General features: G+C 64.3%; 21 protein-coding genes and 1 pseudogene. 20 read left to right on the forward strand and 2 right to left on the reverse strand.

From position 1 onward, the window contains the following. The first annotated feature begins 267 nt into the window (after nucleotides 1-267). The 4 genes from WBG82_RS05995 (at nucleotide 268) to WBG82_RS06010 (ending at nucleotide 5449) form a co-directional block, all read left to right on the forward strand. Entirely contained in the window at nucleotides 268-1608 is a 1341-nt protein-coding gene (locus WBG82_RS05995; protein ID WP_424422605.1) for a protoglobin domain-containing protein, read from the forward strand. Nucleotides 1609-1655: 47 nt separating this feature from the next. Beyond that, nucleotides 1656-3893 (forward strand): PAS domain-containing sensor histidine kinase, encoded by a 2238-nt coding sequence (locus WBG82_RS06000; RefSeq protein ID WP_424422608.1) that lies wholly within the window; start codon nucleotides 1656-1658, stop codon nucleotides 3891-3893. A 178-nt stretch (nucleotides 3894-4071) separates the two neighbouring features. Continuing rightward, nucleotides 4072-4803, forward strand: a complete 732-nt coding sequence (locus WBG82_RS06005; RefSeq protein WP_424422610.1) for a helix-turn-helix domain-containing protein — start codon at nucleotides 4072-4074, stop codon at nucleotides 4801-4803. 166 nt (nucleotides 4804-4969) lie between these two features. Beyond that, nucleotides 4970-5449 (forward strand): Hsp20/alpha crystallin family protein, encoded by a 480-nt coding sequence (locus tag WBG82_RS06010; protein WP_424422612.1) that lies wholly within the window; start codon nucleotides 4970-4972, stop codon nucleotides 5447-5449. Nucleotides 5450-5524: 75 nt separating this feature from the next. Here the strand turns inward: WBG82_RS06010 and WBG82_RS06015 are convergent, their stop codons facing one another. After that, complete coding sequence (locus WBG82_RS06015) at nucleotides 5525-6409, reverse strand: universal stress protein (protein ID WP_424422615.1); 885 nt, start codon at nucleotides 6407-6409, stop codon at nucleotides 5525-5527. A gap of 190 nt (nucleotides 6410-6599) precedes the next feature. Next, nucleotides 6600-7583 (reverse strand): zinc-dependent alcohol dehydrogenase family protein, encoded by a 984-nt coding sequence (locus WBG82_RS06020; RefSeq protein WP_424422618.1) that lies wholly within the window; start codon nucleotides 7581-7583, stop codon nucleotides 6600-6602. 197 nt (nucleotides 7584-7780) lie between these two features. On the opposite strand from WBG82_RS06020, the gene WBG82_RS06025 reads away from it, so the two are divergent. The 16 genes and pseudogenes from WBG82_RS06025 to WBG82_RS06100 all read left to right on the forward strand — a co-directional run. Then, nucleotides 7781-9319, forward strand: a complete 1539-nt coding sequence (locus WBG82_RS06025) for a PAS domain-containing sensor histidine kinase (protein WP_424422620.1) — start codon at nucleotides 7781-7783, stop codon at nucleotides 9317-9319. Further along, a complete protein-coding gene (gene fixJ, locus WBG82_RS06030) occupies nucleotides 9309-9926 on the forward strand; it encodes a response regulator FixJ (RefSeq protein WP_424422622.1) in 618 nt (205 codons plus the stop codon). Before WBG82_RS06025 ends, fixJ begins: the two co-directional genes overlap by 11 nt. Nucleotides 9927-10089: 163 nt before the next feature. Next, complete coding sequence (locus tag WBG82_RS06035) at nucleotides 10090-10476, forward strand: response regulator transcription factor (protein ID WP_424422624.1); 387 nt, start codon at nucleotides 10090-10092, stop codon at nucleotides 10474-10476. 230 nt (nucleotides 10477-10706) lie between these two features. Further along, nucleotides 10707-12347 (forward strand): cytochrome-c oxidase, cbb3-type subunit I, encoded by a 1641-nt coding sequence (gene ccoN / locus WBG82_RS06040; RefSeq protein WP_424422650.1) that lies wholly within the window; start codon nucleotides 10707-10709, stop codon nucleotides 12345-12347. 10 nt (nucleotides 12348-12357) lie between these two features. Continuing rightward, the gene (ccoO, locus tag WBG82_RS06045) at nucleotides 12358-13086 is read left to right on the forward strand and encodes a cytochrome-c oxidase, cbb3-type subunit II (RefSeq protein WP_424422626.1); all 729 of its coding nucleotides are present in this window, start codon (nucleotides 12358-12360) and stop codon (nucleotides 13084-13086) included. Nucleotides 13087-13095: 9 nt separating this feature from the next. Further along, on the forward strand, nucleotides 13096-13266 hold the full coding sequence (locus WBG82_RS06050; protein ID WP_324300350.1) for a cbb3-type cytochrome c oxidase subunit 3: 171 nt from the start codon (nucleotides 13096-13098) through the stop codon (nucleotides 13264-13266). Next, nucleotides 13263-14147: a cytochrome-c oxidase, cbb3-type subunit III gene (ccoP, locus tag WBG82_RS06055; protein WP_424422629.1), complete on the forward strand. Its 885-nt coding sequence runs from the start codon at nucleotides 13263-13265 to the stop codon at nucleotides 14145-14147. Before WBG82_RS06050 ends, ccoP begins: the two co-directional genes overlap by 4 nt. 11 nt (nucleotides 14148-14158) lie before the next feature. Further along, complete coding sequence (gene ccoG, locus WBG82_RS06060; RefSeq protein WP_424422632.1) at nucleotides 14159-15694, forward strand: cytochrome c oxidase accessory protein CcoG; 1536 nt, start codon at nucleotides 14159-14161, stop codon at nucleotides 15692-15694. Further along, on the forward strand, nucleotides 15691-16209 hold the full coding sequence (locus WBG82_RS06065) for a FixH family protein (RefSeq protein ID WP_424422634.1): 519 nt from the start codon (nucleotides 15691-15693) through the stop codon (nucleotides 16207-16209). Before ccoG ends, WBG82_RS06065 begins: the two co-directional genes overlap by 4 nt. A gap of 10 nt (nucleotides 16210-16219) precedes the next feature. Next, nucleotides 16220-18451 (forward strand): heavy metal translocating P-type ATPase, encoded by a 2232-nt coding sequence (locus WBG82_RS06070; protein ID WP_424422637.1) that lies wholly within the window; start codon nucleotides 16220-16222, stop codon nucleotides 18449-18451. Then, a complete protein-coding gene (ccoS, locus tag WBG82_RS06075; RefSeq protein ID WP_324300341.1) occupies nucleotides 18448-18600 on the forward strand; it encodes a cbb3-type cytochrome oxidase assembly protein CcoS in 153 nt (50 codons plus the stop codon). Before WBG82_RS06070 ends, ccoS begins: the two co-directional genes overlap by 4 nt. Before the next feature lie 124 nt (nucleotides 18601-18724). Further along, entirely contained in the window at nucleotides 18725-19384 is a 660-nt protein-coding gene (locus WBG82_RS06080; protein ID WP_424422640.1) for an energy transducer TonB, read from the forward strand. Between the two features lie 56 nt (nucleotides 19385-19440). Further along, nucleotides 19441-20301 (forward strand): MotA/TolQ/ExbB proton channel family protein, encoded by an 861-nt coding sequence (locus WBG82_RS06085; protein ID WP_424422642.1) that lies wholly within the window; start codon nucleotides 19441-19443, stop codon nucleotides 20299-20301. Nucleotides 20302-20328: 27 nt separating this feature from the next. Then, nucleotides 20329-20772 carry an ExbD/TolR family protein gene (locus tag WBG82_RS06090; RefSeq protein WP_424422644.1) on the forward strand — a complete coding sequence of 148 codons (444 nt, stop codon included), beginning with the start codon at nucleotides 20329-20331 and terminating at the stop codon, nucleotides 20770-20772. Continuing rightward, a complete protein-coding gene (locus WBG82_RS06095; protein WP_424422646.1) occupies nucleotides 20772-21191 on the forward strand; it encodes an ExbD/TolR family protein in 420 nt (139 codons plus the stop codon). Before WBG82_RS06090 ends, WBG82_RS06095 begins: the two co-directional genes overlap by 1 nt. A 143-nt stretch (nucleotides 21192-21334) precedes the next feature. Continuing rightward, nucleotides 21335-21413: pseudogene (locus WBG82_RS06100) on the forward strand (peroxiredoxin); the annotation flags it as partial.

The raw sequence follows: 21413 nt of genomic DNA on the forward strand, positions 1-21413 counted from the left end.
AAAACTATCCGGCCACGCTGGAGGCGGGCCGCCGACGCTACGCGGGCGATCTTCGCCCTGTTCCGGGCATGCTCGCGTCCGAATGCCGATCAACCTGCGTCTGCCAGCATTCGAGTATGATCTGGATTATAAATCCAAGTCATAAATACAAATTTTAAGAAATATTACGTCGAATAAGCGGAATTAACCAAATAATCGGTGATGCGAAATAAAGTCGCAGTCAAGAATTGACGTTGCACCGGCCGGAGAGGCCGCAGGAGAGGGGAGATGAGGAAAGACACCTCCAACGATCGCGAGAGACGCCTTCGTTTCATGGAAATATCTGGGGATACCGGGCTGGCGTTGCAAGAGCTCTGGACTTTTGTCGAGCCGCGCCTTCCCGCCATTCTGGATGGGTTTTACGATCATCTGGCATCCGAGCCCGAAATGGCGTCGCTCATCGGCGCCCAGTCGCAAAGGCTCAAGCAGGTCCAGCACAGGCATTGGGCGCTTCTCTTCAGCGGTACGTTCGACAGCGACTACATGCAGAGCGTACGGACGGTCGGGCTGACCCATAGCCGGATCGGGCTCGAGCCCCGCTGGTATGTCGCGGGCTACAAATTCGTTCTGAACCGGCTGGCCGAAGTCGCGATCGGGAAATATCGCCGCTCGCCCGCGAAGCTCAGCCGGGCGATCTCGGCTCTCAATGCCGCCGCGCTCCTCGACATGGAACTCGCGATCTCGGTCTATCAGGAAGCGATGATGGCCGAGCGCGCTGAGCGCCAGCGGAAGCTCGAGGCCGCCATCGCCGAATTCGACGAGGCGGTGGGCGGCGTCATCGGCTCGGTTGCCGCTGCGGCATCGCAGATGCAGTCGTCCGCCCGCTCCATGTCGTCGAATGCCGAGCAGACGAAGGACAAGACCGCGGCCGTCGCCGGCGCCGCTGGCCAGGCATCGGCCAATGTTCAGACCGTCGCAACCGCCAGCGACGAGCTTTCAGGCTCCATCGCCGAGATCGGCCGGCAGGCCGCGACCTCGACGCAGATTGCGAGTCAGGCCGTCGCCGAGGCGCGGCGGACGGACGAAAAGGTCCAGAGCCTTGCCGCCGCCGCCCAGCGCATCGGCACCGTCATCACCCTCATCAACGACATTGCCGCCCAGACCAACCTCCTTGCGCTCAACGCGACCATCGAGGCGGCCCGTGCGGGCGAGGCGGGCAAGGGATTTGCCGTCGTCGCGTCCGAGGTGAAGGGCCTCGCCAATCAGACGGCGAGAGCGACCGACGAGATCGCCGGGCAGGTGAACGCGATGCAGGCCGCGACTGTGGAATCCGTCTCCGCGATCGGCGCCATCGAAAAGACGATCGCCGAGATGAATGAAATCGCCGCCGCCATTGCCGCCGCGGTCGAAGAGCAGAGCGCGGCGACGCATGAAATCGCGCGCAATGTTCAGGAGGCCGCGCGCGGCACGCAGGAGGTTTCCTCAAACATCATGTTCGTTGCCGAGGCGGCGTCGGATACGGGCGTGGCCGCGGTGCAGATCACCGGCTCCGCCCATGTGCTCGCCAAGGAGGCGGACACGCTGCGCCAGCAGGTCGACCGTTTCCTCGCCGAGGCGCGCGCGGCCTGACCTTCCTGTCTCCTCTCCCTCGATGTCGTTCGAAGATGAGTAAGTACATGAGATCGAACACCACAGTCGCTTCTCCGGCCGTATTCACCTTCGATCAGTCGAACGGCAAGCTGACCTCGCTCAACGCTGCCGCGCATGAGCTTCTCGCCGAATTGGAACTGTCGGCGGATGGCGGCCTCTCGCTCGCCCTCATCGAGCGGCGGGCGACCGCGCGCGGGCAGCTCGTGGCGACGGCACCGGGTCTGGCGGTCGCCGATGGCGAGACGAGGGAGTTGCGCCGCACCTGCCTGCTCGAGGATGGGCGGACGCTCCACCTCACGCGCATCTGGTCGACCTTGTCGAGCACCGTTCTCCTTGTCGAGATCGTGGAGGAGGACAAGGAGGCGGAGTTTCTCAGACGCCAGATGTCCGAACTCCTGGCCGCGGCGGGCGACGCGATCCTCTCCGTCGATGCCGACCAGAACATCATTCTCTTCAATCGCCAGGCGGAGACGATGTTCGGCTATGAAGCCAGCGAAATCGTCGGTCAGCCGCTCGATGTGCTGCTTCCCAGGGGCATTCGCGGGCGTCATCGCCGCTATGTCGCCTCCTTCCGCAGCGAATGTCAGGAATCGCGCCCCATGTCCGGGCGGCCCGAGATCAAGGGGCGGAGGAAGGACGGCTCCGAATTTCCCGCCGAGGCCGCCATCTCCAAGATCGAGCTCGATGGCTCGTCCATCTTCACGGCGGTGATCCGCGACCTGACGGCGTTGCGCGAGGCGGAGGAACAGATCAGGAAGCACGAGGCGCAGCTGCGCGCGATCATCGAGGAGCTTCCCTTCGGCGTCGCCGTCTGCCGTCCTGTCGATGGCCATGTGCTCTTCGTGAACACGGGCTTTGCCGAACTGATCGGCGAGCCGGTCGAAAACCTGCTCGGCTCGAGCCTCGCGAGATTTTACGACGACCCCTCGCCCGAGCCTGCGCCAAACCCTGCTGGCGGCGGCTCGACGGCGCAGGAAATTCTCATCCGCACCGCCTCCGGCGAGCGGCGTTGGGTCGTCAATTCGGTCGTGAGCATGACCTTTGGCGGCGAGGACGCGCTTCTCTGCGCCTGTTATGACGTGACCGATCGCCGTCAGGCGCTCGAGGCGCTGCGCAAGAGCCGGCGCAGTCTCGCCAAGGCCCAGGAGATCGCGCAGCTTGGAAGCTGGAACTGGGACGTCCAGCTCGACCGCCTCGACTGGTCGGACGAGGCCTATCGCATCTTCGAGATGGAGCGCGGGCCGCAGGCGCCGACCTACGACGCTTTCCGCGCCCATGTGCATCCCGACGATCTCGACGCGACGCACAAGGCGTTTCACAGGGCCGTCATGGAGCTTGAGCCGATCAGCATCGATCTGAGGATTCTCCTTGCGGGCGGCCGCATGAAATATGTCCATATCGAAGTGGAGGTCGAATGCGACGAGAGCGGCCGCGTCCAGAGCCTCGTCGGCACGATCCAGGACACGACCGAGATGAGGCTCGCGGAGCAGGAGCTTCGCCGCGCCAAGGAGGAGGCCGACACCGCCAACCGCGCCAAGTCGATGTTCCTCGCCAATATGAGCCATGAATTGAGAACGCCGCTCAACGCCATTCTCGGCTATTCGGAAATCATGGCGAACGACATACTCGGCCCGCTCGATAACGAGCGGCGCAAGGAATATGCACACAACATTCATTGCAGCGGCCAGCACCTGCTTGCGGTCGTCAACGACATTCTCGATCTGAGCCGGATAGAGGCGGGCCGCGTGAAGCTCAACGAGGCGGCGTTCTCTCCCGCATCGGTGATCGACGAATGCCTCGGCATGGTTGCCGAGAACGCCGCTGCCGCCTCCCTCATGATCGAAAGGCGGATCGGCCCGAGCCTGCCGCTGCTTTACGGCGACGAGCGGCTCTTCAAGCAGGTGATGCTCAACCTGCTCTCGAACGCCATCAAGTTCACGCCGGAAAAGGGCTACGTCGAGGTATCGGCCGCGCAGGAGAAGGACGGAACGCTCCGCGTCGTCGTCATGGACAATGGCATCGGGATCGCGCCGGGCGATATTCCGAAGCTGCTGAAACCCTTCGCGCAGATCGAGAGCCATCTTTCCCGCCGCTTTCAGGGCACTGGCCTCGGCCTTGCGCTCAGCAGCGAGTTCCTGCGGCTTCATGGCGGAATGCTGACGCTGGAAAGCGAGCCGGGGCAGGGAACATCCGTCATCGTCGACTTTCCGGCCGAGCGCGTGATCGACACCGAGCCTGAACAAAAAGCGGCCTCCGCCCGTTAGCGGAGGCCGCAGGCTCTCACGTCCATGTTGATTATTGGATTTATTCGATTTTGCCGGGCATTGCCGCGCATCGCGGCATACGTAAATACCCCTAGGGGGATTAACGGATTTCCGCGCCACTCGGTTCCCGTCATGGTTTCACAATGAGATTGAGGCCGTTGGAGGACAGGGACGGGTTATGACAGGCAATCTCGCACGAACCGTTGCGACGCGCCCCGCGCTTGGCCGGCCTGCCTGGCCGGTTGTCGCCGGTGCCGCGATCATCCGCCGCGAGGCGCGGCCCGATGACGAGCTGCGTGTGCTGAAGGACATCGGCACGACGATATCCTTCGGCCGCAACGAAACGATCTTCAGCGAAGGCGATGCGACGAAATACGCCTACAAGGTCGTGAGCGGCGCGGTGCGCCAGTGCAAGCTGCTTTCGGACGGCAGGCGTCAGGTCACCGACTTCTTCATGCCGGACGATCTCTTCGGCTTCACCGAATTCGGCTTGCATGCCTTCAGCGCGGAAGCGATCACGCATGTGGTTCTGATCCGGTATGCGCGCAGCCATGTCGACCGGCTGGGCGATGAAAACATGCTCTTCCGCCGCAAGCTGACCATGGTGCTCCATGAACGCGTCTCGCACATCCAGAATCACCTCGTCATGCTGGGCCGCCAGACCGTCAAGGAACGGATCGCCTCCTTCCTTCTGCAGATGGCCGAGCGCAACGGCGCGGCTCATGGCGGCTGCATCGACCTGCCGATGGGCAGGCAGGACATCGCGGATTATCTCGCTCTCACGATCGAAACGGTGTGCCGCTCGCTTGGCGAGCTGAAACGCGCCGGCACCATCGGCGTGCCGAACACGCATCAGATCCTCATCAACGATGTCGATACGCTGCGTGCCGTGGCGGAAGGCGAGAATTAGACGCGACCGGGATGAGAGGCGAGGCGTGCAACGCCGCAGCCGCGCTGCCGTTCCGCTTGCCGTTATCCATTGATCGGAATCAAGGCCGCCATGGCGTGCGGGGGGCAGAATACGCGCCTTCCAAGGCGCGATGCCGCCTGAGAAAAAACAATCAGGGAGATTGAGAATGGCATGGGCTCTGCAAAAGTTCCCATATCGCAAGGCCGGTGGCGATATGGACATCTTCCATAGCTTGCGTCAGGAGATGGACCGGCTCTTCGAAGAGTTTTCGGCCGGCGCCGGGCTTCAGGAAATAAGCCCTCCTTTCGGCGTGGCGGCGAGGCTCGATGTCGCCGAGACCGACGACGCGCTCATCGTCACGGCCGAACTTCCCGGCATGGACGAGAAGAACGTCGATGTGACGCTCTCCGGCGACATGCTGACCATCAAGGGCGAGAAGCAGGAAGCACGCGAGGAGAAGAAGAAGGATTATCACCTTCGCGAGCGCTCCTGGGGCGCGTTCGAGCGGCGCATCGAAGTTCCCTTTCACGCCGAGCCGGACAAGGTGCAGGCGTCCTTCAAGAAAGGCGTGCTGACCGTCACCGTGCCGAAGCCCGCGGAAGCGAAGACACAGACAAAGAAGATCGCGATCAAGGGCGAAGCCTGAGAGGCTCGTTCCGCACGGGCGATCACGGGCGCTTCCGGCCGGTCTCGGCGGGAAGCGCCTTTTTCTTGCGTCCGTTCAATGAACCAGAAAGACGGGCAGGCCCACGCCCGCGAGCACGTGCCGCGTGAAGCCGCCGAAAATATATTCGCTGAGGCGGCCATGCCCATATCCGCCCATCACCAGCAGGTCCGCTTTCGCATCCTCCGCCGCGCGCATGATGGTGTCGTGAATGGAGCCGGCCGGATGCGCCATATAGGAGATGTCGACATCGATCCCGTGCCAGCGCAGGCTCTTTGCGAGCGCCTCGGCGGAGGTGATGGTCTCTTCCTCCCTTTCGGCCACGGAAACGACGGTGACGCGTTCGGCCTTGTCGATGAAGGGCATCGCCGCGCCGACGGCGCGCGCCGCTTCCGGCGTGTTCTTCCAGGCGATCGCGATCCTGCGGCCAAGCTGCTTCGGCGCCCGGGAGGGAGAGAGGAGAAGCGGCCGCCCGGACTTGACGAGCATCGTTCCACTCGTCTCTCGGGCGAGGCCGCCCGCGGGCGTCGCGTGGCCGACCACCGCCACGTCGTGAACGCGCGCCACATCGACGAGAATGTCGATTTCCCGGCCGGTGAGTTCCTGCCATCCGGCCGTCACGCCCTTCTGCCCGCCGGGAGGTGTCGGCGCGACGGGCAGTTTCTCGCGCGCGCAGAAGGCTTCAAAGACCTTCCGGCTTTGCTCGGCGCGTTTCGCATCCTCCTTCTGCAGAACGTCGATGAGATCGCCGATGACCATTTGCGTTCCCATGCCGAGCCCCATGTCGTAGCCCGCCGCCTGAATGAGGATTTGCTGCGGATCGGGGCGCACATGCACACATTCGAGATGCCCGTCGAAATGTCTCGCGATGAGCGCCGCCGTCTCCATGGCCGCCGGGTCGCCAGAAAAGCCCATGGTCGGGACGAGAATCGATCTGAGCATTGAGTCCACCGCTTTGCTTGCACACCGGACGTCCGCCGCGCGCGCTTCGCCTGTATCCGGACGATGCCATTACTTCTAGCGTCGGCCCGCCCGCCGGTCCTTGATTGAGGTCAGAAATCGGATGGTCCGTGCCGCTGCGCGGGCGAGGTGTTGCGCGAGAGCCGGTCTTGCGAGCGAGCCGGCGAGGCCCTCAGGGAATGAGGACGGCAGCCCCCTGAAGCCTGCCCGCGCGCAAATCGTCGAGGGCCTCGTTCGCGCGGGCGAGCGGATAGAGCGTCGTCGTCGTGCGGATGCCCGCCTCGTCCGCGACGCGCAGAAAGTCCCTCGCGTCCTGCCGTGTCAGATTGGCGACGGAGAGAAGCTGTCGCTCCTCCCAGAGGATGCGGTATGGGAAACTCGGAATATCGCTCATATGGATGCCCGCGCAGACGACCCTGCCGCCCTTGCGCGTGGCGCGGAGCGCGGCGGGAACGAGGCTGCCGACCGGCGCATAGATGATGGCGGCGTCGAGCGCTTCGGGCGGCATCTCGTCGGAGCCTCCCGCCCAGTCGGCGCCGAGCTGCCGCGCGAAGGCCTCCGCTTCCCGGTCGCCAGGACGGCTGAAGGTGAATACCTTGCGGCCCTGCGCGCGGGCGACCTGAAGCACGATGTGCCCGGCCGCGCCGAAGCCGTAAATGCCGAGCGCCTTTCCCTCGCCCGCCAGCACGAGCGAGCGCCATCCGATCAGTCCCGCGCAGAGCAGGGGAGCGATGGCGCCGTCCTCGCCGAGCGCGCCGAGTGGAAAGGCGTAGGACGCGTCCGCGACCGCATGGGTCGCATAGCCGCCATTGCGCGTATAGCCGGTGAAGAGCGGATGGTCGCAAAGGTTCTCGCGCCCGGCCCGGCAATAGTCGCAGGCGCCGCATGTATGCCCGAGCCAGGGGATGCCGACGCGCTCGCCCATGTGGAAGCCCGTGACGCCCGCCCCGATCATGTCCACATGGCCGACGATCTCATGGCCGGGGATGAGCGGTAGCGAAGGCTGCGGCAGGTCGCCATCGACGACGTGAAGATCGGTTCTGCAAACGCCGCAGGCCGCGACGCGGACGCGGATTTCGCCCGGGCCCGGAAGCGGGTCGGGAAGCTCCTTCATGACGAGCGGCCGGCCCGCCTCCTCCAGCACCATTGCGCGCATTACCGAACTCCCATGCCTCGAATTGGCAGGGGCCGGGCAGCCCTTTCCTCAACGGGGAGCCGCCTTCGCCTGCCCCGGAATAGTGCCATAAAATGAAGGGTTTTGTGCATGAGGGGTAGCGGGCAACCGGTAGTCAAACGCGGCCTGTCTGGGTAAATTGAATTTGGGCGTTTCAGGCCCGGAGGTGTCCGTTACCGATGTCGGATTTTTCTGTCGCCGGCGCCAATGAAGATGAAAGCCGCGCGCGCCTCGAAGCATTGCTGGCGACGGCCGTCGACGGCATCGTCATCATCGACGATGTCGGCACCGTGCAGGTATTCAACGTGGCCTGCGAACGGCTGTTCGGCTATCGCGCCGACGAGGTGGTCGGCCGCAACGTGAAGATGCTCATGCCTTCGCCCTATCGCGAGGAGCATGACGGGTATCTCGCCCATTACCGCTCGACGCGCGAGAAGCGCATCATCGGCATTGGCCGCGAGGTCGTGGCCCGGCGCAAGGACGGCACGACCTTCCCGATGTATCTCTCGGTGGGAGAGGGCAGCGTCGGCGGCCAGAGCATGTTCGTCGGCATCATCCACGACATCACGGCGCGCCGCGTGCAGGAGCACGCGCTGAGGGAGCGCGAGGCGCGGCTGAGTTCCATTCTGGAAACGGTGCCCGATGCGATCGTCATCATCGACGAGCGCGGGCAGATCGAATCCTTCAGCCCCGCCGCCGAGCGGCTGTTCGGCTATGCCTTCGCCGAGGTCATCGGCAAGAACGTGAAGATGCTCATGCCCTCGCCCTATCGCGAGCAGCATGACGGCTATCTGGAGCGTTATCTCAGGACCGGGGAAAAACGCATCATCGGCATCGGCCGGGTCGTCGTCGGGCTGCGCCGCGACGGCAGCACATTTCCGATGGAGCTTGCCGTCGGCGAGATTCTCGTCGGCCAGCGCCGTCTCTTCACGGGCTTTCTGCACGACATCACGGAGCGGCGCAGCACCGAGCGCAGGCTTCAGGACCTGCAGTCCGAGCTTCTGCACGTCTCCCGGCTGAGCGCCATGGGCCAGATGGCTTCCGCGCTTGCGCATGAGCTGAACCAGCCGCTCTCGGCCATCATGAACTATGTGAAGGCGGCGCGCCGCACGATCGACGATCTCGACGATCCGCAGGTGGCGCGCGCGGCCGAGCTGATTGAGAAGGCGGGCGCGCAGACCGCGCGCGCGGGCCAGATCATCCGGCGTCTTCGCGAGTTCATCGAGAAGGGCAAGACGATCCGCGCCTTCGAGAATCTGAATCAGGTCATGGATGAGGCGATCGCGCTCGGCCTTGTCGGCGTTGCGGAGGCGAATGTGCGCGTGAGCGTCAAGCTCGATCCCGCGCTCCCTTTCGTTCTCATGGACAAGATCCAGATCCAGCAGGTCACTCTCAACCTGATCCGCAACAGCGTCGAGGCCATGCAGGCCGTTCCCCGCCGCGAGCTTGCGATCGAAACCCGGCTGGAAACGCCGGATACAGTGACCGTCTCCGTTTCCGATACGGGGCCCGGCCTTGCTCCCGAAGTGGCGGAAAATCTCTTCAGACCCTTCACGACGACCAAGGAACATGGCATGGGCATCGGCCTTTCTATATGCCGTTCGATCATCGAGGCGCATGGGGGAGAAATCTGGGCGGTGCCGCATGAACCGCATGGCGTGACATTCTCGTTCCGCCTGCCGGTCGGAGCTTCCGGGGACGAGAGCGATGAAGACTGAGCCGACCATCTTCATTGTCGACGATGACGCCGACGTGCGCGATTCGCTGCGCGCGCTGCTCGAATCGGCGAAATACGATGTCGAAGATTACGATTCCGCCGCCTCCTTTCTCTCCGTCGTGGCGCCGGGGCGCGGGGCCTGCCTCGTCGCCGATATACGCATGCCGGATATGGACGGTCTGGCGCTTCAAGAGGAGCTGGGAAGGCGCAAGATCGGTTTGCCCGTTATCATCGTGACTGGACATGGCGACGTTCCGCTTGCCGTCAGGGCGATGAAGGCCGGTGCCATAGACTTCATCGAAAAGCCCTATGACGACGAGCAATTGCTGGCGAGCGTGGACCGTGCCCGCGCAATGAGCGACAGCCAGCGGGCCGAAGCCGCGAGCGCGCAGCTCGCCGGAGAGCGCATCGCCGTACTCACGCCGCGCGAGCGGGAGGTTCTCGTTCATCTCGTCGCCGGCCAGCCCAACAAGGTCATCGCGCATGAGCTGGGCATTTCGCCACGCACCGTCGAGATCCACCGCGCGCATCTGATGGAGAAGATGCAGGCGCGCAGCCTTTCCGACCTCGTTCGTATCGCCATGACAGCCGGCGTCCTGCCGGCCTGAAATATCAAAGGCGGCCGGCGTGCTGCGAGCCGGAATCCCCCTAATTGTCGGTCGATTGGCGTGAAATGGCCCGATTCTAGGGAAAAATCCGTATATCCGGGGCGATGTCGCGCACCTATATCTGTCCATAAGAAGCGGGGTCGCCTTTGAGGGATGGGTAGGAATGGGTTCGCAGCGTATGGTGCATGTCGTCGATGATGACGACGCGGTGCGCGATTCCATGCGTAGTTTGCTGGAGGCACATGGCCTGACCGTCCGCGAATATGATTCCGCGGGCGCGTTTCTCTCGGCCGATGGCGAGGAAGGAGGCTGTCTCCTTCTCGACCTTCACATGCCGGGCATGAGCGGCCTCGAGCTGCTCGAGACGCTTCGCGAGAAGCACAACGACATTCCGACGATCGTGATGACCGGCCGCAGCGATGCGGGCCTCCGCGCGCGCGCGCAAAGGTCCGGCGCGCTCGCCTTTCTCGACAAGCCGGTCGACGAGGATCAGTTGATGAGCACGATTGATCGGGCCCTGTCGGACAACGGCGCGAAGCTTCAGCTCTGACGCTTTAATTTCTTGCTTGAAGCGCCGAATTTTTCGCGTGAAGCAAGTTCCATGCCCCCTGCGCTGAATATCTCGTGGCTGCGTCAATGTCCCGCAGCGGCGAACCGCCCTACGTACATTACCGGATTTTATCGTAGAAGGCCGGTCGGCATGGTGAATGCCACGGATAAACTGAAGGAGATCGTCACATGGCGGTTTCGGGCGGGGCGGCACAGCGTCTCTACGGAACAATGACAACCTCATCCTATGTCGCCATTCTGTTGTTGGCGGCTGGGGCTGTCATGGGTTTGATCGTCGCGGCGAAGGCCGTCGACATCCCGATGGCGATTCACGCCTGGGTTTTCACTCTCTCTTTCGCAACCGCCATCATGGCGATCGGCGTGCGCCATTTCCGGGCGCTCGAGCGTCGCCCGGATGCCGATGACGGCGTCGGTTACAACGACAACGTCGTCAAGGCGGGCGTGATTGCGACCCTCTTCTGGGGCGTGGCGGGCATGCTTGCGGGCGTCTATATCGCGAGCGAGCTGGCCTTTCCGGCGCTGAACTTCGATCTCGCCTTTCTGAATTTCGGCAGGCTTCGTCCTGTCCACACATCCGGCGTGATTTTCGCGATGGGCGGCAACGCGCTCATTGCGACCTCCTTCTATGTCGTGCAGCGAACCTGCCGCGCCCGGCTCGCGGGCAATCTTGCGCCCTGGTTCGTCTTCTGGGGCTACAACCTCTTCATCGTCATCGCCGCCACGGGCTATCTGATGGGCGTGACGGAGAGCCGCGAATATGCCGAGCCCGAGTGGTACGCCGACATCTGGCTGACGCTCGTCTGGGTCACCTATCTGCTCGTTTTCCTCGGCACGTTGATGCGGCGCAAGGAGCCGCACATCTATGTGGCGAACTGGTTCTACCTCGCCTTCATCGTCACCATCGCGATGCTGCATCTCGGCAATAACTTGTCGATTCCGGCGACCGTCTTCGGCAGCAAGAGCCATGCCCTCTTCTCGGGTGTGCAGGATGCGCTGATCCAGTGGTGGTACGGCCACAATGCGGTGGGTTTCTTCCTGACAGCGGGCTTCCTCGGCATGATGTACTACTTCGTGCCGAAGCGCGCCGAGCGTCCCGTCTATTCCTACCGGCTTTCGATCGTCCATTTCTGGGCGCTGATCTTCACCTATATCTGGGCCGGTCCCCACCATCTGCACTACACGGCGCTGCCCGACTGGGCGCAGACCCTCGGCATGACCTTCTCGATCATCCTCTGGATGCCGAGCTGGGGCGGCATGATCAACGGCCTGATGACGCTCTCGGGCGCATGGGACAAGCTCAGGACCGATCCCGTCATCCGCATGCTCGTCGTCTCGGTCGCCTTCTACGGCATGTCGACCTTCGAAGGTCCAGTCATGTCGATCAAGGCTGTGAACTCGCTCTCGCACTACACCGACTGGACGATCGGACACGTCCATTCCGGCGCGATGGGCTGGGTCGGCTTCGTGACCTTCGGCTCCGTCTACTGCCTCGTGCCCTGGCTCTGGAAGCGTAAGCGCCTCTATTCGCTCGCGCTCGTGAACTGGCACTTCTGGATCGCGACCCTCGGCATCGTGCTCTACATCACCTCCATGTGGGTGTCGGGCATCCTGCAGGGTCTGATGTGGCGCGCCTATGACGCGCAGGGCTTCCTCGTCTACTCCTTCGTGGAGACGGTCGCGGCGATGCATCCCTTCTTCGTCATCCGCGCATTGGGCGGTGCCCTCTATCTCGCTGGAGCCCTGATCATGGTCTATAATTGCTGGCGCACGATCCGCGGTGACATCCGCGAGAGCGAGCCTGTCGCCGAGCCTGTGGCAACGCCGCAGCTCGCCGCGCAGCCGGCTGAGTGAGGAGGATCGCATGTCCAGATTCACTCACGCCACGATCGAAAAGAACTCGATCCTCCTGCTTCTGCTCTCGCTCATGGCGGTGTCGATCGGCGGCATCGTCGAGATCGTCCCCACCTTCCTCATCAAGACGACGATCGAGGATGTGAAGGGCGTGCGGCCTTACTCGCCACTCGAACTGGCGGGTCGAAACATCTATATCCGCGAGGGCTGCTATCTCTGCCACAGCCAGATGGTCCGCTCGCTGCGGGCCGAGGTTGAGCGCTACGGCCACTATTCGCTCGCGGCCGAGAGCAAGTACGACCACCCCTTCCAGTGGGGCTCGAAGCGCAACGGTCCGGATCTCGCCCGTATCGGCGGGAAGTATTCGGACGAGTGGCATCGCCTTCATATGGCGAGCCCGCGCAAGATCGTGCCGGAATCGATCATGCCTGGCTACCCGTTCCTCGCCACGACGCCGCTCAATTACAGGCAGATCGAGAACGACATGAAGGCGCTTCGCGTCACAGGCGTTCCCTATACGGATGAGGACATCGCGAATGCCAAGGCCGACCTCGAGGCGCAGGCTTCGAGCGAGGCCGACACCGAAGGGCTGATGGCGCGCTATCCGAAGGCCGTCGCGCGCGACTTCGACGGCAATCCGAAGGAGATCACGGAGCTCGACGCGATGATCGCCTACCTCCAGATGCTTGGCACACTCGTGGACTTCAATGCCTACGAGAATGCCGACTTCAATCAGTGAGGTGACACCATGATGGCACACGGATTCGCATCGGCATGGGCGGGTATGGCCGGCCTGGCGATCTTCATCACCCTGTTCGTGGCGGCGCTCGGCTATGCGCTCTGGCCGAGCAACGCGCGGACTTTTGAACATCTTGCACGCTTGCCGTTGAACGACGATGAAGGGGGCCCCCGGCCATGAGTGAGAAGGTGCATGTGGACGAGGTGTCGGGAACGACGACGACCGGCCATGAGTGGGACGGTATTCGCGAGCTCAACAACCCTCTGCCGAAGTGGTGGGCCTATCTCTTCTTCGCGTGCATCGTGTGGGCGGTGGGCTACTGGGTCGTCTATCCGGCCTGGCCTTATCTCACGGGAGAGGGCTGGACCTACACGAAGGGCGTCGCCGGCTACACCGAACGCAATGACGTCGCGGCTCAGCTCAAGGCCATCGCCGCGAGCCGCGCCGAAACGCTCAAGGTGATCGAGGAGACGCCCATCGAGGAGATCGCGAAGAACGAAAACCTGCTGGAAGTGGCGCTCGCTGGCGGCAAGGCGGCCTTCGGCGACAACTGCGCGGGCTGCCACGGCTCGGGCGCGCAGGGCGGCAACGGCTTCCCCAATCTCAACGATGACGACTGGCTCTGGGGCGGCACGCTTGCCGACATTCAGACGACCATCGCCCATGGCATCCGCTGGGATGCCGACGAGAACACGCGCCAGAACCAGATGCCGCGCTTCCTCGATGACGGCATGCTCAAGCGCGAGCAGGTGAACGACGTCGCCGAATATGTGCTCTCGCTCAACGATGCCGCGACCGATGCGAAGGCGGCCGGGCGGGGCGCCGAAGTCTATGCCCAGAACTGTGCGTCGTGCCACGGCGCCGACGCGAAGGGCAATCAGGAGCTTGGCGCGCCGAACCTGACCGATGCGATCTGGCTCTATGGCGGCGACAAGGCCTCGCTCGTGGCGACGATCGCGCATGGCCGCAATGGCGTGATGCCGGCCTGGGGCGCTCGCCTCGGCACCGGCACGGTCAAGGAACTCGCTCTCTATGTCCACTCCCTCGGCGGAGGCAAGTAAGGCAGCGTAAAATGCCCCAGGAGAAGTTGAAGCTTCAGGCTCTTGCCGATGAAGCGGTGGCGGAAGTGAAGCCCGCTCTTTCCGGTGCGCAGCACCGCGAGGGGGAGGAGCCCATCGAGGCGGTGAATTCGCCGAACGTCATCCCGCTCTATGAAAGCCGGGTCAAGGTTCAGCCGAAACTCGTCCGGGGCACGTTCCGCCGTATCAAATGGATCGTGATGGCGGTGACGCTGTCGATCTATTACCTCACGCCCTGGCTGCGCTGGGATCGGGGACCGCATCTCCCCGATCAGGCGGTGCTGCTCGATTTCCCGGGCCGGCGCTTCTATTTCTTCTTCCTCGAGATCTGGCCGCAGGAATTCTATTACATCACCGGCCTGCTGATCCTCGCCGCCATCGGGCTCTTCCTGGTGACGAGCCTCGCCGGGCGCGTCTGGTGCGGCTATACCTGTCCGCAGACGGTCTGGACCGATCTCTTCATCCTGATCGAACGCATGATCGAAGGCGATCGCTCGGCGCGCATCCGCCTCGACCGGAGCCCCTGGAGCTTCAACAAGTTCTGGCGCAAGGGCGTCAAGCACACGCTCTGGATGGCGGTCGCGGTGGCGACGGGCGGCGCCTGGATTTTCTATTTCGCCGATGCGCCGGCACTGGCGGTGAGCCTCTTCACCTTCGAGGCGCCCTATCTCGCCTATGTCTTCATCGCGCTCTTCACCTTCACGACCTATACGCTCGGCGGCATCGCGCGCGAGCAGGTCTGCATCTATATGTGCCCCTGGCCGCGCATCCAGGGCGCAATGTTCGATGAGCACTCCTTCCTTGTGAGCTACAAGGTCGACCGCGGCGAGCCGCGCGGCGCGCACAAGAAGGGCACGAGCTGGGAAGGCCGCGGCGATTGCATCGACTGCGCGCAATGCGTGGCCGCGTGCCCCATGGGCATCGACATTCGCGACGGCATGCAGCTCGAATGCATCCAGTGCGCGCTCTGCATCGACGCCTGCGATGACGTCATGGATCGCGTCGGCCGCCCGAGGGGCCTCATCGCCTATGACACGCTCGGCAACGAGCAGCGCCGCAAGGCCGGCCTGCCGCCGAAGCTCAACCTCGTGCGCCCCCGCACGATCGTCTATTCGGTGGCGCTGGCGGTGGTCGCCGCCGTCATGCTCGTCGCGCTGGTGACGCGCCACACGCTCGAGGTCAGCGTTCTGCGCGACCGCAACCCGCTTTTCGTGACGCTGTCGGATGGCAGCATCCGCAATGGCTACAACGTCAAGATCATCAACAAGGAAGCCTATCCGCACACCGTGCGCGTCAGCGTTGAGGGTCTCGATGGCGCTCATCTCATCACCACCGCCGAAAATGGCGATCCCTCGCGCGTGGATGTCGGTGCGGACACGCTGAAATCGGTGAAGCTCTTCGTGAGCCTTCCCAAGGACCGGCTCGGCCAGCTTCAGGACGGCGAGGCGCTGATCCGTTTTGTCGCCACGATTCCCGAAACCGGCAAGACGGCGCAGGTGGAGACGAGCTTCAGAGGGCCTGAGCAATGACAGCGAACAACGCAACCTCCTCCGGTCCCGGCCGGTTCACCGGCTGGCATTTTCTCGCGATCTGCCTTGCGAGTTTCGGCATCGTCTTCGCGGTCAATGGCTACTTCATCTTCAAGGCGGTGGCGACCTTCGACGGTCTTGAGGTCAATGACGCCTATCAGAAGGGTCGGGCCTATAATCAGGTCATCGAGGCCATGGAGGTGCAGAAGGCGCGCGGCTGGCAGTCGTCGCTCGATGTGAAGCCGGGCAGCGCGCCGCAGGGCACGCAACTCGTGCTCACGCTCGCCGATCGCGCCGGCGCGCCGCTCAAGGGGCTCAAGGTGCGGGCAACCTTCTGGCGGCCGGTCGTGGCCGGCGCCGATCAGGCGAAGCCGCTCGCGGAAACGGCACCCGGCCGCTACGAGGCGCAGTTCCTGCTCCCCTATGACGGCATATGGGCCATCCGCGTTGCCGCGCTCGACGACAAGGGCGAAACCTTCGTCGAGGAAAAGCGCGTCTTCATCAAGGCCCGTTAGGGAAAGAGGCATGGCGGACAGAGCGAGACACGAGCAACCCGTCGCGGCGCCGAGGGTCGATCCCGGCGTCTTCGTGCGTGTCGCCGAGGGCGGCGGCGAGGCGCGGCTCGATCTCGTGGTGCAGTCGATGCATTGCGCCGGCTGCATCGGCCGCATCGAGCGCGCGCTCAAGGAACTCGATGGCGTCACCTTCGCGCGCGCCAATCTTTCGACGAAGCGCGTTTCGGTGCGCTGGGACGCGGCGGCGCTCAAGGCTTCCGCCATTGTCGACAAGCTCGCCTCCATCGGCTTCGAGGCGGTTCCCTTCGATACGAAGCTCATGGGCGTGCTCGATGAGACCGAGGCGAAGAGACTTCTTCGCGCCTTGGGCGTCGCGGCCTTCGCCTCGATGAACGTGATGACCCTGTCGGTGTCGGTCTGGTCAGGGCTCGTCACCGACATGGAACCGGAGATGCGGGCCTTCTTTCATTGGGTGTCCGCGCTCATCGCGCTGCCGGCCATCGTCTATTCGGGCCAGCCCTTCTTCCGCTCCGCCTGGGCGAGCCTGAAGAAGCGGCAGATGAACATGGACGTGCCGATCTCGCTCGCGATCACGCTCGCGACCGCGATGAGCCTCGTCCAGACCATCGTCAATTCGGAGCATGTCTATTTCGACGCCAGCATCACGCTCATCTTCTTCCTGCTGATCGGCCGCTATCTCGACATTCAGGCGCGCAATCGCGCCTGCTCCGTGGCGCAGAACCTGCTGGGCCTTCGCGCGGTCGCCGCGACCGTCATAGAGGCGGACGGCACGCAACGCTCCGTCGCGGTCGAAACACTGGAGCCGGGCATGGTCGTCGCGGTTGCCGCGGGCGCCCGCATCCCCGCCGACGGCCTCGTCGCCAGCGGCAAGAGCGACGTCGATACGAGCCTTGTGACGGGCGAGAGCGTGCCGGAGGCGGTCCGCCAGGGTACGCCCGTTTTCGCGGGTACCCTCAACATGACCGCGCCGCTCAGCGTGACGGTGACGGCGCGTGATGAAAACTCGCTGCTGTCCGAGATCGTCCGCCTCATGGAGACGGCCGAGCAGGGGCGCTCCGCCTATGTCCGCATCGCGGACCGCGCCGCGCGCATCTACGCGCCTTGCGTCCATGTTCTCGCGCTGACGACCGTCATCTTCTGGCTCTCCATGGGCGCGGGCTATGCGGCCGCGCTCACCAATGCGATTGCGGTGCTGATCGTCACCTGCCCCTGCGCGCTCGGGCTTGCGGTGCCCGTGGTGCAGGTGGTGGCGACGGGACGGCTCCTGCGGCGCGGCGTCCTTGTGAAGGCGGCCGACGGGCTCGAGCGTCTGGCGGAGATCGACACCATCGTCTTCGACAAGACCGGCACTCTGACGCTGGGACGCCCCGAGCTCGTGAATGCGGAGAGCCACAGCGCCACCGACCTTTCCATGGCGGCAGCACTTGCGCGGACGAGCCGTCATCCGCTTTCCCGCGCGCTTGCCGAAAGCGTCGGCGCCGTGCCGCTCCCCGTGCTCACCGACGTGCATGAGGAGCCGGGGCAGGGGCTCGAAGGCACGCTTGACGGCCGGACGATCAGGCTCGGCAACCGTGATTGGATCGGCGTTGCGGCGGCGGGCGACGAGGAACATGGCGGCTCCGAGATCTGGCTGAAACGCGGACAGGGCGAGCCCGTCTGCTTCCGCTTCAACGACACGCTCCGCGCAGACGCGGTCGAAACCATCGCGGCGCTGAAGGCGCGCGGTTTCGCCATCGAACTGCTTTCCGGCGACCGCGAGCCCGCGGCCCGCAGCGCCGCCGATGCGCTCGGCATTTCTGTCTGGCGGGCGGGCGCCAGGCCCGATGCGAAGATCGCGCGCCTGAAGGAACTCGCGGATCAGGGCCGCAAGGTTCTGATGGTGGGCGACGGGCTCAACGATGCGCCGGCGCTCCGCGTCGCGCATGTCTCGATCTCGCCCGCAAGCGCCGCCGATGTGAGCCAGGTCGCCGCCGATTTCATCTTCCAGGGCGCGAAGCTCGCGCCCGTCGTCGAGGCGATCGAGGTGGCGCGGAAATCCCGCCGTCTCGTTTTCGAGAATTTCGGGCTTTCTCTCGCCTATAATGCGGTCGCGATCCCGCTCGCCTTTGCGGGCTTCGTGACGCCGCTCATCGCGGCCATCGCGATGTCGGCGTCCTCGATCACCGTGACGCTGAATTCGTTGCGTCTGAACCGGGGGCAGAAGGCGGAGGTGCGCATATGAGCGTTCTCGTCTATCTCATTCCGGCTGCGCTTCTGCTTGGCGCGCTGGGCCTTGCCGGTTTTCTCTGGTCGCTCAAGACCTCGCAATATGAGGATCTCGACGGCGCGGCCGAGCGCATTCTTCTCGACGATGACGACAAGCCTCTCTGAGGCGCCGGGCGCTGCGTGGCCCAGCGGTTCCATGCCGGGCCCCGAATTTTCTTGACAGGGGCCCGCTCGCTTGGCGCCATCGATACCGTGTTGAAGACGGAGCAATGCGCTGAAAGCCGAGACCATGCCGGGCGGGGATTGGAGAGGGCCGCGTAGCGCCCGGCGAGCGGCCGGGCTCGGCGGCGTTCTGCTCCTCCATGCGGCGTTCATCTGGGCTTTCGCGAACGGCCTCACCGAAACGCCCCTCGAGATGGTCTCGAGCCCGGTGGAAGTGAGGATTATCGCCGCGCCGGAAGCGCCGCGCAGCGTCTCTCCCGCGCCACCGCCGCGTGAAATCGCACCGCCGCCGAAGCCCGTGCCGCCCGTCGCGCAGAAGCCGCGCGCCGTGGCCCGCGCGCCGAAGAAGGAAGCGCCCCGCGCTACGATCACGACGGTTGCGCCTCCGGCGAAGGCGGCCGCAGAGAGCGCGCCGTCCGCTTCCATGTCCGCTCCCGAAATCACGCCGCCGCAGGGCGATGCGACGCGGCCGAACCGCAGGCCGCCTTATCCCGCCATGTCGCGCCGCTTGGGCGAGGAGGGCACCGTCGCCCTTCTTCTCCATGTGACGGCGTCGGGCGATGTCGATGAGGCGCGGATCGAGAAATCGAGCGGCTATGCGCGGCTCGACAAGGCGGTGGCGAGCGAGGCGATGAAATCCTGGCGCTTCACGCCCGCGATGAAGGGCGGATCGCCAATCGCGGTCTGGCACCGCTATCTGGTAACTTTCCGGCTGGATGAGGAATGAGGGGCGCCCGTCTCGCGTGCGCCGGAGATGTGATGAAGGGAAGTGGGGGAAGTGTGATGACGAGCGGAGCCTTGAAGCGCGGGGTGAAGGCGACATGTGCCCGGACCGGGCGCGTCATGATGAAGGCGCAGGCGCTGTTCCTCATGGCGGCGCTGGCATTCTTCCTCATGGCGGGCAGCGGCGCTTCGGCCGCGAATGAGGCGCCGCCAGCCTTCGCCACATCGGCGCCCGCTGCGGCGATGAACGAACCCGCCGCTCCTTCAGCCGAAAATCCTTACGGGCTTCGCTCCCTGTGGCAGCAGGGCGATCTCATCGCGCGGGTGACGCTCCTCATCCTCGCCATCATGTCGGCCGGGAGCTGGTACATTCTTTTCGTGAAGCTCGCCGAGCAGCGCGCCCTTCTCGCCGAGGCGCGCAAGGCCATGAAGCGGCTCGCGCGATCCGCAAGCATGGCCGAGACGCTGCAGGGCCTGCCTGAAGGCGGCGTCTTCCGTTCGCTCGCCGAGGCGGGTATCGCCGCCTCGGAGCAGCACGCTCGCGGGCTTTCCGCCGAGGTGAGCCTGATCGACTGGACCGGCTCCGCGCTCGGCCGCGCGGTCGACGGCGTGCAGGCGGAGCTTCAACGCGGGCTCGCCTTTCTCGCGACGGTCGGTTCCACCGCGCCTTTCGTCGGTCTCTTCGGCACGGTATGGGGCATCTATCATGCGCTGATCGCGATCGGCATTGCGGGGCAAGCATCGATCGACAAGGTGGCGGGCCCCGTGGGCGAGGCGCTCATCATGACGGCGATCGGCCTCGCCGTGGCCGTGCCGGCAGTGCTTGCCTATAACTGGCTCATCCGCCGCAACAAGGCCGCGTTCGACGAGGTGCGCCGCTTCGCCGCCGAAATCCAGACGCGCATTCTCATCGGGCATTGACGGGGAAGCGGGAGCGGAGGGCTTCTGATGGCGCTCGGGATCGGTTCGGAAGGCGCGGACGACGACGAACTCATGTCGGCGATCAACACGACGCCGCTCGTCGATGTGATGCTCGTGCTCCTCATCGTCTTTCTGATCGCGATCCCGGTCGCGATTGAAACCGTGCCGGTGAGGCTGCCCAGAGCGTCGAACGTCGCAACACAGACGAAGCCCGAGAATGTCATTCTCGCCGTCGATCGGGACGGGAGCGTCTTCTGGAACAGCGAGAAGATGACTGACCGCGACATGCTTCTGCGGCGGCTCGGCGAGGTTGCGGCGCGAAAGCCGCAACCCGAGATTCACGTTCGCGGCGACAGGGATACGCGCTTCGAGTTCATGGGCCGCATCATGGCCGCCTGCGCGCGCGCGGGCATCGGCAAGGTCGCCTTCATCACCGCGCCCGAGCCAGGCGCCGGTGAGGAGGCGCGCTGATGGCGATGGGGCCTCGCAACGACGATGAAGACTTCATGGTCGAGATCAACACGACGCCGCTTATCGACGTCATGCTGGTTCTCCTCATCATGCTCATCATCACGATACCTATTCAGACCCATGCCGTGAGGCTTGATCTGCCCGAGCCGCAAAGCGCGGCATCGGCGGAAAAGCCGGTGGTGGTCGATCTCGTCATCGGTGCCGATGGAGCCGTGTCATGGAACGGCGCGGCCGTGCCGACGGAGAGCGCGCTCGACGATCTCCTTCGCGCCGCCTCGCGCCGGGAGCCCCAGCCCGAACTGCATATCAAGGCCGACCCGCTTGCGAGATACGAGCCCGTTGCGAAGCTGCTTGCCTCGGCGCAGGGGATGGGCGTCGAGCGCCTGAGCTTCGTGGGCATCGAGCGCTATTCGGACTGAAGCCGGCGCATCCTCTTTTGTGCAGAACGAATATGTGAATATGGGTTCATGCGACACTTTGCCGTTAAATATTCTTCTTCCTGTCAATCCGGCGTCGAATTACCGTGTTGGCCTCGACGGCAATAGCAGAAGGAGAACCTTCCATGTCCGTTCAGCTGGGCGACACCGCCCCCGATTTCGAGGCCGACACGACCGAAGGCCACATCAAATTCCATGACTGGA

Source organism: Parvibaculum sp., from assembly GCF_049671045.1.
Taxonomy (GTDB): domain Bacteria; phylum Pseudomonadota; class Alphaproteobacteria; order Parvibaculales; family Parvibaculaceae; genus Parvibaculum.